This window comes from Gemmobacter nanjingensis, assembly GCF_014652195.1.
GTDB lineage: Bacteria > Pseudomonadota > Alphaproteobacteria > Rhodobacterales > Rhodobacteraceae > Gemmobacter > Gemmobacter caeni.
The window spans coordinates 193,796-210,781 of sequence record NZ_BMYI01000003.1 but is presented as its reverse complement, the minus strand read 5'-3'; the positions used below and the strand labels follow the sequence as shown (position 1 = coordinate 210,781).

The following is a 16,986-nucleotide window of genomic DNA, read 5'->3' as shown; positions in this document are numbered from 1 at the left end:
GCACCGGGAAACATGGATCAGTTTACCCTCAACCTCCTGGTGGTGGGCGCGACCTTCGTGCTCTACTTCGGGATCGCGATCTGGGCCCGTGCCGGCTCGACCGCCGAATTCTATGCAGCGGGCGGCGGCGTTCACCCGATCGCCAACGGCATGGCAACCGGCGCTGACTGGATGTCGGCGGCCTCGTTCATCTCGATGGCCGGGATCATCGCCTTCGGTGGCTACGATACTTCGGCCTATCTGATGGGCTGGACCGGCGGCTATGTGCTGCTTGCGATGCTGCTCGCGCCCTACCTGCGCAAGTTCGGCAAGTTCACCGTGCCGGAATTCATCGGTGACCGTTTCTATTCGGGCTCCGCGCGGTTCATCGGCGTGCTTTGCCTTCTCATCATCTCGATCACCTATGTGATCGGGCAGATGTCGGGTGTGGGTGTTGCCTTCTCGCGCTTCCTCGAAGTGTCCAACGCGACCGGCCTCTACATCGGCGCCGCCGTGGTGTTCGCCTATGCCGTGCTTGGCGGCATGAAGGGCATCACCTACACGCAGGTTGCGCAGTACATCGTGCTGATCATCGCCTATACCATTCCGGCGATCTTCATCTCGCTGCAACTGACCGGCAACCCGATCCCGGCGCTGGGCCTGTTCTCGAACGAGGTTCACACCGGCCAGCCGCTGCTGCAAACCCTGGACCAGATCGTGACCGACCTGGGCTTCAAGTCCTATACCGAACAGTCCGACACCACGCTGAACATGTTCCTGTTCACCATGTCGCTGATGATCGGTACCGCGGGCCTTCCGCACGTCATCGTCCGCTTCTTCACCGTGCCGAAGGTTTCGGACGCGCGGTCGTCGGCGGGCTGGGCGCTGGTGTTCATCGCGCTGCTGTATCTCACCGCCCCGGCGGTTGCGGCCATGGCGCGTCTGAACCTGATCAACACCTTCTACCCGAACGGCCTGACCTCGGCCCCGGTCTCGATGGCCGATGTCGAAACCAAGGAAGAGCTGAAGTGGGTGAAGAACTGGGCCACCACCGGGCTGCTGAAGGTCACCGACCTGAACGGCGACGGGCTGATCCAGTACTACAATGACGGCGCCACCGCGCTGGCCACCAAACTGGCCGATGCGAAGAAAGCCGGGAACGAGGCCGCAATCGCCGAGGCGCAGGCCGCCTTCGACGCCAAGGTTGCCGAAACCGCTGCCAAGATGGCCGAGAAGAACCCGCAAGCTGCCGACTGGAAGGGCAACGAGCTGACCGTGAACAACGACATCATGGTGCTCGCCAACCCGGAAATCGCCAACCTGCCGGGCTGGGTCATCGCGCTGGTTGCTGCCGGTGGTCTGGCTGCCGCGCTGTCGACCGCTGCGGGTCTGCTGATGGCCATTTCCTCGGCCGTGTCGCATGACCTGATCAAGGGCCAGCTCAACCCCGGCATTTCGGAAAAGGGCGAGCTTCTGGCAGCCCGTATCTCGATGGCTGTCGCGATCGCTGTGGCGACCTGGCTGGGCCTGAACCCGCCCGGCTTTGCGGCGCAGACCGTGGCGCTGGCCTTCGGTGTGGCCGCCGCAACGATCTTCCCGGCGCTGATGATGGGTATTTTCTCCAAGCGCATCAACGCGCAAGGGGCCATCGCGGGTATGCTGGTGGGTCTGATCGTGACTGTGGTCTACATCTTCCTGCACAAAGGCTGGTTCTTCGTCGCCGATACCGCGTCCTATTCGGACAGCGCGCCGATGATCCTGTCGATCAAATCGACCTCCTTCGGTGCGGTGGGTGCCCTGATCAACTTCATCGTGGCCTTCGCGGTGTCGAAAGCAACGGCGGCCCCGCCCGCCCATGTGCAGGATCTGGTGGAATCGATCCGCATTCCGAAAGGCGCCGGTGTGGCCCAGTCGCACTGAGCAGGCAAGGTTCTGCGGGCTTGATCTGGCGCATTGCGCGCCGGGTGCTCAGGCCCGCAGGCTCTGACCGAACGCCAACCGGCACGTCCCCGACAGGGGGCGTGCCACCCCCGAAAGGACGACGGTCATGCCGCATTCCCCCGACGAGGCCGTTCTGGCCTTTCTCGAAACCGTCCATCCCTATGACAGCCTGCCGCGGGACGAGATGGCGCGTGTCGCCGTTTCCTTCAGCCGCAGGGAGTTTTCGGCCGGGGAGGAGATCTATCAGGCGGGCGAGCCGCTGAAGGGTCTGTATCTGGTGAAACGCGGTGCGGTCGAGGTGCTGGATGCCTCGGGGATGCAGGTCTCGCTGCTGGGTCCGCGCAACAGCTTTGGCGAACGCGGGCTGATGCGTGACGGTCTGGCCGTCACCACGGCACGGGTCATCGAGGATTCGGTGCTGCTGCTGCTGCCCACCGCCGAGTTCCGCCGCCTGATCGCCAATTTTCCCGCCTTCGACCGTTTCTTCCATCGCGGCCGGTCCGCCGCCGAGGCGCGGCGTGCCGATCTGACGGTGCAGAAGGTGGGCGACCTGATGGCGCGCAAGCCGATCACGGTGGCACCCGCCGACAGCATCCGCCTTGCCGCCGAAAAGATGCGCGACGCGCATGTCTCGTCGCTGGGTATTGTCGAGAACGGGCGGTTTCTGGGCATCGTCACCACGCGGGACATGACCAACAAGGTGCTGGCGGGCGGGATCGACCCCGCGACGCCGGTCGTGCAGGTGATGACAGCCGATCCGGTCAGCCTGAAGCCTGACGATCTGGGCTCGGACATCCTGCATGTCATGCTGGAGCGCGGCATCGGCCATCTGCCAGTGGTCGAGGACGGCAGGCTGGTCGGCATGATCACCCAGACCGACCTGACCCGGTTTCAGGCCGTCAGCTCAGCGCAATTGGTGCGCGATGTCGCTGCGGCTGATATGGTTGCGGAAATGGCGGCGGTCACCGCGCGCATTCCCAAGCTGCTGGTCCAGCTGGTCGGCGGCAATAATGCGCATGAGGTGGTGACCCGTCTGATCACCGACATAGCCGATACGGTGACGCGCCGCCTGCTGGCGCTGGCCGAGGCCGAGCTTGGCACCGCGCCTGTGCCCTATGTCTGGGCCGCCTGTGGCAGCCAGGGGCGGCAGGAACAGACCGGAGTTTCGGATCAGGATAATTGCCTGATCATCGCGGACAGCGCCACCGATGCGGATATGGGTTATTTCGCCCGGCTGGCGCGGTTTGTCTGCGACGGGCTGGATGCCTGTGGCTATGTCTATTGTCCCGGCGACATGATGGCGACCAACCCGCGCTGGTGCGCACGGCAATCCACATGGCGCGGCTATTTCGACGGCTGGATCGCCACACCAGATCCGATGGCGCAGATGCTGGCCAGCGTCATGTTCGACCTGCGCCCCATCGGCGGGCAGGCATCGCTTTACCGTGACTTGCAGGCCGAGACGCTGGAACGGGCGGCGCAGAATTCGATCTTCGTGGCGCATATGATTTCGAACAGCCTGAAACACACGCCGCCTCTTGGCCTGTTGCGTGGCTTCGCCACCATCCGCTCGGGCGAGCACAAGAACCACATCGACATGAAACACAACGGCGTGGTGCCGGTGACGGACCTTGGCAGGGTCTATGCGCTGATCGGCAAGCTGGAGCCCGCCAATACCCGCGCCCGGCTGGACGCGGCGGAACATGCCGGGGTGATTTCCGTCTCCGGCGCGCGCGACCTGATCGAGGCTTATGACCTGATCGCCCAGACCCGGCTTGAAAATCAGGCCCGGCTCATCCGTTCGGGCCGCAAGCCCGACAATTTCCTCGCCCCCTACGACCTGTCGGATTTCGAGCGCAGCCACCTGCGCGACGCTTTCGTCGTGGTGCGCACAATGCAATCCGCCATCGGGTCCGCCCGTGGCGCAAGAAGCTGAGGCCAGATGCAGCTCTTCGAATTCCTCGCCGCCATCATCGCCGCTGCGACCTGTGCGGGCATCGTCTGGGGCCTGCGCAAGCTGATGCCGCACCGCATTCCCAAGATCGCGGTGCCGCTGGCAACGGGGCTGGGGCTGATCGGCACCACGATCGCGCTGGAATACGGTTGGTATGGCAATCAGGTGGCCAACCTGCCCGAAGGGGTGGTGGTGGTCGAACATGGTTCGGGCAAGCAGATGATGCGCCCCTGGACCTACCTTGTGCCGATGACGACCGAGTTTACCGCCATCGACACCCGCACCATCGCCCCGCATCCGGCCAATCCGGCGCTGCGGCTGGTGCATATCTATCAATTTGCCCGCTGGCGGCCCGTGGAGGACGGGTTTCTGGCGGTGGACTGCGCCGCCGGGCGGCGCGTGCGGATCACCGAGGGGATGGAGATCGGAGCCGACGGCGCACTTTCGGGCGCCGATTGGCAGACCTCCGCCCCCGATGATCCTGTAACGAGGGCGGCCTGCCGGGAGGGATGATATGGCCGAGGACGGGAGGAAACACCGCATCCTTGTCGTCGAGGACGAGGATAACATCGCCATCGCGCTGGATTTCCTGATGACGCGCGAGGGCTATGCCCATGATCGCGTCGCCAGCGGCGCCGAGGCGATGCCGCGCATCCGTGAGACGCATCCCGATCTGGTGCTGCTGGATGTCATGCTGCCCGAGGTTTCGGGATACGAGATCTGCCAGTCGGTTCGGCTTGACCCCGCGCTGGCGGATGTGAAAATCCTGATGATGACCGCGCGCGGTTCGGCCATCGAGCGCCAGAAGGGCATCGCGCTGGGCGCCGACGGGTTCATCTCGAAACCCTTTGAGCTGAAGGAGTTGCGACAGGAGGTCCGTCGCCTTCTGCAAGGCGAGGGTTGAGCGATGCTGCACAGACTGAGCCTGCGTCTGCGTATCTTCCTGATCTTCGCGGCCCTTGCCTTTGGCGCGCTGGTCGCGCTGGCGGCAGGGCTGGTGTTCGGCTTTCAGCGGCTGGGCAGCCCCGAAACCCTGTCGGCCTTCGTGCAGGTGGGGGTGATTGCCGGGCTGGTGATCCTCGGGCTGGTCACCTGGGTCTGGTATCTGTTTGACGTGAACGTGGCCAAGCCCATAGACATCCTCGCCGGCGCGCTGCGCGCCCGCGCCCATTCCGATGTCAGCGGCGAGATGGATACCGCCATTGCCCGCTATCTGGGTGATCTGGCGCCCGCTGCCACGGCCGCCGCCGCCTCGCTGGCCGAGACGCGGAACGCGCTGGCCGAAGCCGTCGCGCGTGAAACGACGCGGCTGGCGGATGAAAAATCGCGGCTGGAGGCGCTGTTGTCCGACGTGCCGGTGGGGGTGCTGCTGTGTTCGGGGGAACATCAGATCGCCTTCTACAACACGCCCGCCGCCGGGCTTCTGGGCGGTGATACCGCACCGGGGCTGGATCGTTACCTGTTCGACTATCTGCGCGAGGGGCCGGTGCGCCATGCCCATCGCCGTCTGATCGAGGCGGGGGATGCCGATGCGGCCTCGGATATCCTCTGTTCCACGCGCAGCGGCGGGCAGGTGCTGGCCGCGCGGATGCGTCTGATCGAGGGTGCGGGCGGTCCGCCGGGCTATGTGCTGACGCTGCGCGACGTGACCGCCGATCTGACGACCCGCGCGCGGCGCGATGCGGCGCTGTCGGTCGCGCTGGATCGTATCCGCAGACCGACCGCCAATCTGATGACGCTGTTCGGCGTGCTGCCCGAGGGTGAGCCGGTGCCTGCCCGCATGGAAACCGCGATGCGGCAGGAGGTGACGGGGCTGTCGGCGGCGGTGAATGACCTGAGCCGCCACCATGACGAGGATCGCGCCGAGGGGCTGCCGCTGGCCCCCGCCCGCGCGCTTGACCTGCTGGACGGGATGCGCGCCCGGCTGGAGGGGCTGGGCCTGACGGTGGAGACGGCAGAGGCCGCGCCGCTTCTCATGCGGTGCAACGGGTTCGAACTGATTGCGCTGATCGGCCATCTGGGGCAGCGGCTTGCGGCGTCCGGGCATCCGGCGCCTTTTCACCTGCGGCTGGACGAGGCCGGGGCCGATGCCCGTGTGGTGCTGGGCTGGCAGGGTGCGGCCCTGTCACTGGCCACGCTGGATGGGTGGCTGGCCGAGCCTTTGGGCGAGGATCTGCCCGATATCACCGGCCGCAGTGTGCTGGCCGCCCATGCCACCGACCTCTGGCCCGAGGGCACCAATGGACACCAGAGCCTTGTGCTGCCGCTGCGCGCTGCGCGCCGCGCTGGTCCGCGCCCGACCCCGGTGCCACGCGCGGTGGTTTATGATTTCGACCTGATGTCGAAGGCGCGCAACGCGCCGGTGGCCGATACGCGGCTGGAAGACCTGACCTTCGTGGTGTTCGACACCGAAACCACCGGCCTTCTGCCCGCGCAGGGTGACCAGATCGTGCAGATCGCGGCCGTCCGCATCGTCAACGGCAAGCGGGTGGCGGGCGAGGTGTTCGACACGCTGGTCAACCCGGGCCGCCCGATCCCGCCCGGCTCGACCACCGTTCACGGCATCACCGACGCCATGGTGGCCGATGCGCCGGGCATCGCAGAGGTTGGCCGTGCCTTCCACAAATTCGCCGAAGGTGCGGTGCTGATTGCCCATAACGCGCCCTTCGACATGGAATTCCTGCGCCGGCAGGAGGCGGCTATCGGTGCCCGCTTCGATCATCCGGTGCTCGATACCGTGCTGCTGTCGGCGGTGATCTATGGCCAGCATGAGGTGCATAGCCTCGATGCGCTGACCCATCGGCTTGGCATCACCATCCCCGAAGAGGCGCGCCATACCGCGCTGGGTGATACCGTCGCCACGGCGGATGCCTTCCTGAAGCTTTTGCCGATACTGAAGGGGCGGGGGCTGGACACGTTCGGCGCCGTGGTGGCCGAGGTGCGCCGCCATGGCCGGTTGCTGAAGGATCTGAACTAGGGCTCAGGCCGCGAAAGGATCGTCGGGGTAGCCCACGCCGGTCAGATACAGCCCCTGCGGCGGGCAGACCGGGCCGCAGGCGGCGCGGTCGCGTGCCTCCAGCGCCTGTTTGACGGCCCCGGGCGCCCAGGATCCGGCGCCCACCCGCTCCAGCGTGCCGACGATCGAACGCACCTGGTTGTGCAGGAAGCTGCGGGCACGCAGATGAAAGCGGATTTCCTGACCGCCGGGGTAATCCAGCGTCTCCAGCCTGATCTCGTCCAGCGTCTTGACAGGCGAGGCCGCCTGACACATCGACGACCGGAAGGTGGTGAAATCATGCAGGCCGGTCAGGAAGGCGGCCCCTTCGCGCATCGCATCGGCATCCAGCGGGTTCAGCACCTGCCAGACCCGGCCACGATCATGCGTCACCGGCGCGCGGCGCTGCACGAGCCGGAAGGTATAGCGCCGCTCCACCGCCGAGAACCGGGCGTGAAAGTCATCGGCCACCCGCACCGCCCGCAGGATCGACACCGGCGCCGGCTTCAGATGGAAGTTCAGCGCCTCGGACAGGCGGAAAGCATCCCAGTCGCGCGCCAGATCACAGGTCGCCACCTGGCCGGTCGCATGCACCCCTGCATCGGTGCGCCCGGCGGCGGCGATGGTGTGCTGCCCCGGCTCCAGCTTTGCCAGCGCGGCCTCCACCGCACCCTGAACGGACACCTGTCCCTGCGACTGGCGCTGCCAACCCGCGAAGGGCGTGCCGTCATATTCGATTTTCAGGGCATATCTGGGCATGTCGCCGGGTTAGCGCAGTGCCCTGTTGCTGTCCAGCCGGACGCGGGGTCGTCAGGCCCCACCCCTTCACCTGCCTGCATGCAGGGCATATGTTCAGCAGAAGAGGCAAGGTCGCGGGTTCCGGAGGGCAGGTTTGGCAATCGACATAAGCGATCTGGTGACCGGCTCGGTGGAAGTGGTGGCGCGTTCCTTCGGCTCGGCGGCAGATACCGTGATCCGGCTGGGCGTGACCGGCCTGTCGCGGGCGGGCAAGACCGTGTTCATCACGGGGCTGGTGGCCAATCTGCTGGATCGCGGGCGCATGCCGCAATTGCGGGCAGAGGCCGAGGGCCGGATTGAGGCGGTCTGGCTGCAACCCCAGCCCGACGACACTATCCCGCGCTTCGATATCGAAGGGCATCTGGCGCAGATGACCGGCGATGCGCCGGAATGGCCGGAAAGCACGCGGGCGATTTCGGAACTTCGGCTGTCGTTCCGGGTGCGTCCAACGGGGTTCCTGTCGGGGGTGCGCGGCACAAGGAACGTGCATCTGGATATCGTGGATTACCCCGGTGAATGGCTGCTGGATCTGGGCCTGCTGGACAAGACCTATGCGCAATGGGCTGAGGATACGCTGTCACGCATGGCGCGGCGGCCGCAGGGTGCGGGGTTTCTGGCAACCGCGCGGGCCGAGGACGGGTCACTGAAACATGACGAGGCGCGGGCGCAGGCGCTTGCAGCCGAATTCACCGCTTATCTGCATGCTGCGCGGGCGGCAGGCTGGTCCGATTGCACGCCGGGGCGGTTCCTGCTGCCGGGGGAGCTTGCGGGCAGCCCGGTCCTGACCTTCGCGCCGCTGCCAGAGCCGGCCAGCGCCGGACGGCAGAGCCTCTGGCACGAGATGGAGCGGCGCTATGACGCCTATCGTGCCAAGGTGGTGCAACCCTTCTTCTACGACCATTTTGCCCGGATCGACCGGCAGGTGGTGCTGGTCGATGTGCTGGGCGCGGTGCATGCCGGACCACAGGCGCTGGAGGATCTGCGCCGCACCATGGCCGATATCCTGACGGCGTTCCGTCCGGGGCGGAACAGCCTGCTGTCGCGGCTGTTCCGCGGGCGGCGGGTCGAGAAGATCCTTTTCGCCGCGACCAAGGCCGATCATCTGCACCACGGCCAGCACCCGCAACTGACCGCCATTACCGAGGCGCTGGTGCGTGAGGCGCGCGACCGGGCGGCTTTTTCGGGGGCCGAGGTCAGCGCCATGTCGCTGGCAGGCTTTCGCGCCACGGTCGAGGATAAGGTGGAGCGTGACGGGCAGATGCTGGATGTGGTGCGCGGGCGGCTGATGGGCACGGGCAGGCAGGCGGCGATGTATCCGGGTGAATTGCCCACCGATCCCGCGCGTCTGCTCTCGCCCGCCCGGCAGGGGGCGGAACGCTGGCTGGATGCCGATTTCGCGCTGATGAGCTTTGCGCCCGCGCGCAGCAGTCTGAAACCCGGCGAGGGGCCGCCGCATATCCGGCTGGACCGCGCCGCCGAATTCCTGATCGGAGACCGGCTGTGAGTGATGACGATAGTCCCCCGCCGCGCCGCCCGCTGCTGATCGAACTGGACGAAGCCGCGCCCGCCGATCCGGGCCTGGCTCCGCCGGTGCCCGAGGCTGGTGTCTCCGCCGATCTGGTGCTGCTGCCTGCGCGACAGCAGGGCCTGACGCTGGCGCGCGCACTGATCTGGGCGCTGGGTGCACTGTTCAGCTTTGCGCTTTCGGTTGCCGCCTATGATTTTGTCGCCAGCCTGATGGCCAGCTCCCCATGGCTGGGATGGGTGGCGCTGGTGCTGACGGGGGTTGCCACCGGGCTGGCGCTGGTTTTCGCCGCCCGCGAATGGATCGCCTATCTTCGGCTGTCCCTGCTGGACAAGCTGCGCGCGCGGGCGATTGCCGCGCGCCAGAAGGCCGATCTGCATGCCGCGCGCATCGCCTGCGCCGAGGTCGCCTCGCTCTATCGTCACCGCCCCGAGGCCGGACCGGCACTGCAACGGCTGCGTGACCGGCAGAGCGATGTGCTGGATGCCGATGCGCTGATTGACCTGACGGAGCAGGAACTTCTGGCGCCGCTGGACCTTGCCGCCCGGCGCGAGATCGAGACCGCAGCGCGGCAGGTCGCCACCATCACCGCGCTGGTGCCGATGGCGCTTGCGGATGTGGCAACGGCGCTGTTTGCCAACCTGCGCATGATCCGCCGCATCGCGCAGCTTTACGGTGGCCGCTCGGGTCGCTTCGCCAGCTTCGGCCTGCTGCGGCGCGTCTTCACCTATCTGGTGGCGACCGGCGCCGTGGCGCTGACGGACGATCTGATCGGCTCGGTTGCCGGGGGCGGCGTACTGTCGAAAATCTCGCGCCGCTTTGGCGAGGGGGTGGTGAATGGCGCGCTGACCGCGCGGATTGGTGTGGCCGCGATGGAATTGTGCCGCCCCTTGCCCTTCCATGCCCTGCGCCGCCCGCAGGTCACCAATCTCATGGGCCGCGCGCTGGCCGGGGTGTTTGACCGCAGCCCCGCCGCGCGGGCCGCAACGGGCCAGGCGGAATCCTGATTTCCGTTTGTGCCTCACCGGGTTAAGATCGCCCGGAGGATGTGAGGGGTGCCTTATGGATGCGATCATCGCCTTGGTGGTTCTTGTAGCTCTGGCCTTGCCGGTGGGGGTGATCGTCCTGTTCATCTCCCAATCCGGTTTGCGCCGCAGGTTGCAAAGTGCCGAAGCGCGACTGGCCCTGCTGGAGGCGGCCAGAGAGGCCGCGCCGCCGGTGGTCGAAAGCCTGACGCCGGAACCTCCCCCCGCCCCTGTGCCCGATCCGGTTTCCGAGGACCGGATTGCGGCCGTCACCCCTTGGGAGCGCGCCCTGGGCACGCCTTCTGCGCCGCTGTCCGCCGCCGATGCGCCGCCCGCCCCGCAGGAGGCCGGGCAGGACCGCCCGCTCGTGCTGCGCGCCGACCGTTTTGCCGCGCTTGCGGGCTGGCTGCGCGAGAACTGGGTCTATGCCGTCTCGGCGCTGTCGCTGGCCCTGGCCGGTGTTTTCTTCGTGCAATACGGGGTCGAGAAGGGCCTGTTGCCGCCGCCGGTGCGGGTGGTGCTGGCGGTGCTGTTCGGTGCCGGGCTGATCGTGGCCGGAGAATGGGTGCGCCGGCGCTGGGGCGATGATACCGGCGCGGCGACCGCCTATCTTCCCTCCGTCTTCAGCGGGGCGGGGATCGTTGCGATGTTCGCGGGTGTGACGGCGGGGCGGCTGATGTACGGGCTTTACGGCCCCGGCCCGACCTTCGCAGGCCTGTTCCTGACCTCGGCGCTTGCGATCTGGCTGGGGTGGCGCCACGGTCCCTTCCTGGCGGCGATCGGCCTGATCGGTGCGGCGGCAGCTCCCTTTCTGGTGGACGGCGGCGCCGCACCCACCCCGATCCTTTACGCGCATTACCTGCTGGTCGCCGCAACCGGGCTTGCCATCGACGCCTGGCGTCGCTGGGCCTGGATCTCGGTTCTGGCGCTGGTGCTGGCTCAGGTCGGCCTGTGGCTGATGGCTATGGGCGGCGCCGGGCTGGCGGCCTGGGGCTGGAGCCTTGTAGCGCTGGTGGTGCTGAGCATCATCATCCCCGAACGCGCGCTGATCCCGGGGCATGAGGGACCTTCGACCCTGCGCATTCTGGTGAAGCGGCTGAAGGTCTGGCCCACCTTCCCGGTGCGGCTGGCGCTGGGCAATCTGGTGGCCTCGACCCTGTTCCTCGTGCTTCTGGTCTCCGGCTGGGGGGCAGAGGGGCTGCTGCCCTTCTTCCTGCTGGCCGGGCTGGCGGTGCTTTTGCTGATCTGGGCCGGGCGCGCGCCGGGGCTGGAGGATTTGCCGCTGCTGCCCGCCGCCGGATTTCTGGCGAAACTGGTGCTGGCGACGGGGCAGATCTATGCGTGGCAATCGCTGGCCATTGACCAGCGTCCGCCGGAAAGCTCTGCGCCCTGGACGGTCAGCCTGCTGGTCGTGGCGGCGGGGGCCATCACGCTGGCCGCAGCGCTGCGCAGCCTGCGCGGCGGCGGGCTGTTGCCCGCGCTGATTGCGACGCTGGCCGCCCCGGTTGCGATTCTGCTGCTGGAATTCTTCTGGGCGCCCTCTGCCGTACTGGGCACGGGCCTCTGGGCGGCACATGCCATGGCTTTGGCCGCGGGCATGACCCTGCTTGCAGCGGTGTTCGCGAAGGCTGATGGGCAGCCGGGACGGCGCAGCGCCTGGGCCGTGCTGTCCGCGCTGTCGCTGATCGCGCTGGCGCTGTTCCTCCTGACCACCGCTGCGGCGCTGACGCTGGCTCTGGCTGTGCTGCTGCTGGTGGCCGTGGCGCTGGATCGCCGGTTCACCCTGCCGGAAATGGGCTGGTTCGTGCAGGTTGGCGCGGCGGTTCTGTCATGGCGGCTGGTGGTGGACCCCGGACTGGACTGGGGTATGCAGGCACCGCTGCCACAGGTGGCGCTGGCCTATCTGGGGGTTGCTGCGGCCTGTCTAGCCGGGCTGCGCCTGCTGCCGACGGGGCGGGCCATGCCCAAGGCCGTGCTGGAAAGCCTCGGGCTGGCGGCGCCGGTCCTGCTGGTCAATCTGGTGCTGACCCGCGCCATGATCCCGGATGACCCGACCACGGGCATCGACTGGACGATGAGCCATTGGGGTCTGATCCTGAACGCAATCCCCTGGGCTGTGCTGGCGGGTACACAGCTTTGGCGTGCAGGCGCCTCGGGCGGGCTGACCCGCTGGCTTCGGCTGGGTCTCGCCAGCATCGCGGCGCTGATCGCGCTGGGCGGTCTGGCGATGGCGCTCGGGCCGGCGAACCCGCTGTTCGCCTGGTCGGAAGATCCGGCCGGCCGCATTCTGGGTGTGCCGCTGCTGGATACGCTGGCGCTGGCCTATGGCCTGCCCGGGCTGGCGCTGCTGCTTCTGGCGCCGCGCCTCGTGGCGCTGCCCGCGCGGGGGCGCCTGATTCTGCGCGGCGCGGGGGCGGCGCTTTTGTTGGTCTGGGCGGTGCTGGAGATCCGGCGGCTCTGGTGGGGCGACTGGATTGGCGCGCAGGATGTGATGCAGGGTGAGCTTTACAGCTATACGCTGGCCATGCTGGCACTGGGCGCGGCGCTTTTGTGGCAGGCGCTGGCGCGGCGGTCGCTGCACTTGCAGCGGCTGGCGATGGCCGTCATCGCACTGACGGTGGCGAAGGTGTTCCTGTGGGATGCCTCCGGGCTCAGTGGGCTGACGCGGGTTCTCAGCTTCGCGGGGCTGGGCCTGTCACTGGCGGGGCTGGCCTGGCTGAACCGTTGGGCGCGGGGAGCGATGGCACAGGGCTCAGAACCGCGGGACTGAGCCTTCGGGCCGTCGCGCCTCGGTCACGCCCATCGACAGCGCGCGGCCGATGCGATGCGCCATGGCCGACCATGCCGCCGCTGCCTCCGGGGGCAGTGTGTGGGCCAGCGTGGTGTCGAAAAGATCGAGCCAGACCGGGAAATGATCCGGCGTCACATCGCCCGCCTGCCGGTGGGCCAGCATGGGTGAGCCGTCATAGACCCCCTCGCGCAGGATGGCGTTGCGCCAGAACCGGCTGATCTTTTCTTCATGCGCCGGCCAGTCGGTGACGTGCCGCGCAAAGAGCGGGCCAAGCTGCGGGTGCTGCCGCACGGCGGCGTAGAAAGCCGCGACCTGCGCGTCGATCTGTTCGGGCGTGACGAAGAAGCGGGGCGGGAAGGCGGTCATAGTGGCACCTGTAAAACTTGCACCATCGTTGCGGGTTTTCCGGTGCGGCTCAAGGTGGCGCTTTGACACGGGGGCCTTCCTCGGGGGCATCGAGCCCCCTCGTAAGGCATTGCCATGGCCTGCGGCATCGGGGCGCCCTGATCTGGCCGGGACAGGGCGTCGGGCGGGGAGGTGAGTATTTTTGCAAGAAGCAAAAAGGGTAAGGGGTTTCTTAACCTTTACCGGCGCAGTCTGCGGTTGCGGTACAGGGAGGAGTCCCGATGACCGTCAAGGAGCAAGGCCATCCCGGCGCGGGTGAATCCGGATGCACGGATATCACGCGTTCATCTGTGCCGGGATGCGCTCTGGCCCCTGCTTCTTGTCCAAATACTCATGCGACGGCGGGGCCGGGGGATGCGGCCTGTTTCGCTGGACCCGCGCGCGGGGCTTGCGTATAAGGCCGCCATGATGACCCGACCCGTGCAAGCGGCCCCCGCGCATCTGGTTCTGCAGGCCTCTGCGGGGCCGTGGAAGATGCCGCATCGAATTACTTGCCCGGCGCTCTGATCGAGCTGCCGGGTTATACCGCTTTCCCTTCGGCCCGCGCAGCGGGCTGCCCCCGATACCTGCCGTTCAAGGATCGTCCGCGATGTGCGCCGACACGCCTGATACTTCCGACCTGAAATATCCCGTTTTCCTGCCCGAAACCGATTTCCCGATGCGTGGCGGCCTGCCGCAGCGCGAGCCGGGCTGGCTGGCCCGCTGGGCTGAGATCGGCATCTATGATCGTCTGCGCGAAAAGACGGGCCGCACGCCCTTCACGCTGCACGACGGCCCGCCCTATGCCAACGGGCATCTGCACATCGGCCACGCGCTGAACAAGATCCTGAAGGACTTCATCGTGCGCAGCCAGCAGATGCTGGGCCATGACGCGCGCTATGTGCCGGGCTGGGATTGCCACGGGCTGCCGATCGAATGGAAGATCGAGGAGCAGTATCGCGCCAAGGGGTTGAACAAGGACGATGTGGACATCGTGGCCTTCCGGCAGGAGTGCCGGAAGTTCGCCGAGGGCTGGATCGACATCCAGCGCGAGGAGTTCAAGCGGCTGGGCATCACCGGCAACTGGGCCGATCCTTACCTCACGATGGATTTCCATGCCGAGGCGGTTATCGCCGAGGAGTTCATGAAATTCCTGATGAACGGCGCGCTGTATCAGGGATCGAAGCCCGTCATGTGGTCGCCGGTCGAGAAGACCGCGCTGGCCGAGGCGGAAGTGGAGTATCATGACCATACCTCGCATACGATCTGGGTGCGTTTTAAGGTGCAGAACCACACCACAGCGCCCTTGGACGTTGTGGCCGGTAACCAGCCGCCCCATAGCCTGTTCGAGGAGCGTGCAAGTGTTGTGATCTGGACAACTACTCCTTGGACTATACCCCAGAATCGGGCCGTCGCCTTTAATCCAGCGATTGCTTACGGCATTTACCGTGTTGATGCGACGGCTGAGAACGCTACCGCGCAGGCTGGTGAGGTGCTCGTGCTGGCTGACAAGCTGGCAGAAAGCGTGATGACTTCGGCCAAGGTCACGGAGTTTACCCGACTTCGGAATGTCACGGCTGCCGAGTTTGAGGGCGTGGTGCTGGCCCACCCCTACCGTGGCCTCGCCGACAACAAGGAATGGGACTACGACGTCCCCATGCTGCCTGGCGATCACGTCACCGATGACGCGGGCACGGGGTTTGTGCATACGGCGCCCTCGCATGGGGATGACGACTATCAGCTTGGTCTGAAGTTCGGCCTGCCGATGACCTATAACGTCGAGGCGGATGGCAGCTATCGCGCCGATCTGCCGCTGTTCGGCGGGCAGGCGATCATTCTGCCGGACGGCAAGGAAGGCCCGGCCAATGTCAGCAATATCAAGGCGCTGCATGGCGCCGGGGCGCTGCTGGCCAAGGGCAAGCTGAAGCACAGCTATCCGCATTCGTGGCGGTCCAAGGCGCCGTTGATCTATCGCAATACGCCGCAATGGTTTGCCGCCATCGACCGCAAGCTGGACGATGGCATGTCCACCTATGGCGAGACGATCCGCACCCGCGCGCTGCATTCGATCAACCAGCTTGTGCAGTTCACGCCCGTTTCGGGGCGCAACCGGCTGTATTCCATGATCGAGGCGCGGCCCGACTGGGTGCTCAGCCGCCAGCGCGCCTGGGGTGTGCCGCTGACCTGCTTCACCAAGGTGGGGGCGAAGCCGACGGATGCCGATTTCCTGCTGCGCGACCCGGAGGTGAATGCCCGTATCATCGCGGCGTTTGAAAAGGACGGCGCCGATGTCTGGTATCAGCCCGGCTTCAAGGAGCAGGTGCTGGACGGCATCGTGAACCCGGCCGACTATACGCAGGTGTTTGACGTGCTGGATGTGTGGTTCGACTCTGGCTCGACCCATGCTTTCGTGCTGCGCGACCGGCCGGATGGCACGGCGGACGGGCTGGCGGACCTGTATCTGGAAGGCACCGACCAGCATCGCGGCTGGTTCCATTCCTCGATGCTGCAAGCCTGCGGCACCAAGGGCCGTGCGCCTTATCGCGGTGTGCTGACCCATGGCTTCACGCTCGACGAGAAGGGCATGAAGATGTCCAAGTCGCTGGGCAATACCGTGGCGCCGCAAGAGGTGATCGACCAGTATGGCGCCGATATCCTGCGGCTCTGGGTGGCGCTGAGCGATTACACCGTCGACCTGCGCATCGGGAAAGAGATCCTGAAAGGCGTGGCCGACAGCTATCGCCGGCTGCGCAATACCATGCGCTATGTCCTTGGCAACCTTGACGGGTTCACCGAGGCCGAGCGTCTGGACCCGGCGCAGATGCCTGAGCTGGAGCAATGGGTGCTGCACCGTCTGACGGAACTGGATACCGAGGTGCGCAAGGGCTATGCCGCCTATGATTTCCAGGGTGTGTTCCAGAAGCTGTTCACCTTCTGCACGGTCGATCTGTCCTCGGTCTATTTCGACATCCGCAAGGATGTTCTGTATTGCGATGCGCCGGACAGTCTGCGCCGCCGGGCCGCGCGCACGGTGCTGGACATCCTGTTCCACCGGCTGACCGCATGGCTGGCGCCGATCCTGGTGTTCACCATGGAGGAGGTCTGGCTCTGTCGCTTCCCCGAGGAAGGTTCGTCCATCCATCTGCAAGACATGCCCGAGACGCCGAAAGACTGGCTGAACGAGCCGCTGGCGGCGAAATGGGCGCAGGTCCGGCAGGTCCGGCGCGTGGTGACGGCGGCGCTGGAGGTGCAGCGCACCGCCAAGGTGATCGGTGCCTCGCTGGAAGCCGCGCCTGTGGTCCATGTGGAGGATGCCGCGGTTCTGGCCGCGCTGAAATCGGTGGATTTCGCGCAGGTCTGCATCACATCGGCCATTCAGGTGAGCGGCGATCCGGCGCCGGGCGAGGCGTTCCGCCTGCCCGAGGTGCCGGGCGTCGCGGTGGTGTTCGAAACGGCGGAGGGCGAGAAATGCGCCCGCTGCTGGCAGATCCTGCCAGATGTGGGCAGCCACAAACACCCGCAGACCTGTGCCCGCTGTGACGAGGCTTTGGGCTGACGATCCGCACCCCCGCCACCGTGCGGGGGTGTTTGCTT

Annotated in this window: 11 protein-coding genes; 9 read left to right on the top strand and 2 right to left on the bottom strand. The window is 66.6% G+C overall.

The features are described from left to right. Positions 1-12 precede the first annotated feature (12 nt). The 5 genes from IE126_RS08755 to IE126_RS08735 all read left to right on the top strand — a co-directional run bounded on the left by IE126_RS08755 (position 13) and on the right by IE126_RS08735 (position 6,851). Complete coding sequence (locus tag IE126_RS08755) at positions 13-1,899, top strand: sodium:solute symporter family protein (RefSeq protein ID WP_054301581.1); 1,887 nt, start codon at positions 13-15, stop codon at positions 1,897-1,899. Positions 1,900-2,026: 127 nt separating this feature from the next. Beyond that, on the top strand, positions 2,027-3,856 hold the full coding sequence (locus tag IE126_RS08750; RefSeq protein ID WP_189380732.1) for a DUF294 nucleotidyltransferase-like domain-containing protein: 1,830 nt from the start codon (positions 2,027-2,029) through the stop codon (positions 3,854-3,856). A 6-nt stretch (positions 3,857-3,862) separates the two neighbouring features. Beyond that, positions 3,863-4,387 (top strand): hypothetical protein, encoded by a 525-nt coding sequence (locus IE126_RS08745; protein WP_189380731.1) that lies wholly within the window; start codon positions 3,863-3,865, stop codon positions 4,385-4,387. A gap of 1 nt (position 4,388) precedes the next feature. Next, positions 4,389-4,778, top strand: a complete 390-nt coding sequence (locus IE126_RS08740) for a response regulator transcription factor (RefSeq protein WP_054301578.1) — start codon at positions 4,389-4,391, stop codon at positions 4,776-4,778. A 3-nt stretch (positions 4,779-4,781) separates the two neighbouring features. Then, positions 4,782-6,851, top strand: coding sequence for a 3'-5' exonuclease (locus IE126_RS08735; RefSeq protein WP_189380730.1), 2,070 nt, complete (start codon positions 4,782-4,784; stop codon positions 6,849-6,851). Between the two features lie 3 nt (positions 6,852-6,854). On the opposite strand, the gene truA is transcribed toward IE126_RS08735, so the two are convergent. Continuing rightward, positions 6,855-7,628: a tRNA pseudouridine(38-40) synthase TruA gene (gene truA / locus IE126_RS08730; RefSeq protein WP_189380729.1), complete on the bottom strand. Its 774-nt coding sequence runs from the start codon at positions 7,626-7,628 to the stop codon at positions 6,855-6,857. A gap of 154 nt (positions 7,629-7,782) precedes the next feature. On the opposite strand from truA, the gene IE126_RS08725 reads away from it, so the two are divergent. The 3 genes from IE126_RS08725 to IE126_RS08715 are packed head-to-tail and all read left to right on the top strand — an operon-like array spanning position 7,783 to position 12,987. Beyond that, positions 7,783-9,171: a YcjX family GTP-binding protein gene (locus IE126_RS08725; protein WP_229825358.1), complete on the top strand. Its 1,389-nt coding sequence runs from the start codon at positions 7,783-7,785 to the stop codon at positions 9,169-9,171. Then, on the top strand, positions 9,168-10,199 hold the full coding sequence (locus IE126_RS08720; RefSeq protein WP_229825352.1) for a YcjF family protein: 1,032 nt from the start codon (positions 9,168-9,170) through the stop codon (positions 10,197-10,199). Before IE126_RS08725 ends, IE126_RS08720 begins: the two co-directional genes overlap by 4 nt. A 55-nt stretch (positions 10,200-10,254) precedes the next feature. Further along, the gene (locus tag IE126_RS08715) at positions 10,255-12,987 is read left to right on the top strand and encodes a DUF2339 domain-containing protein (protein WP_189380728.1); all 2,733 of its coding nucleotides are present in this window, start codon (positions 10,255-10,257) and stop codon (positions 12,985-12,987) included. On the opposite strand, the gene IE126_RS08710 is transcribed toward IE126_RS08715, so the two are convergent. Beyond that, positions 12,970-13,374 carry a group III truncated hemoglobin gene (locus tag IE126_RS08710; protein WP_189380749.1) on the bottom strand — a complete coding sequence of 135 codons (405 nt, stop codon included), beginning with the start codon at positions 13,372-13,374 and terminating at the stop codon, positions 12,970-12,972. The genes IE126_RS08715 and IE126_RS08710 overlap by 18 nt on opposite strands. Positions 13,375-14,002: 628 nt before the next feature. Between IE126_RS08710 and ileS the strand changes: the two genes are divergently transcribed. Continuing rightward, complete coding sequence (gene ileS / locus IE126_RS08705) at positions 14,003-16,948, top strand: isoleucine--tRNA ligase (protein WP_189380727.1); 2,946 nt, start codon at positions 14,003-14,005, stop codon at positions 16,946-16,948. Positions 16,949-16,986: the final 38 nt, after the last annotated feature.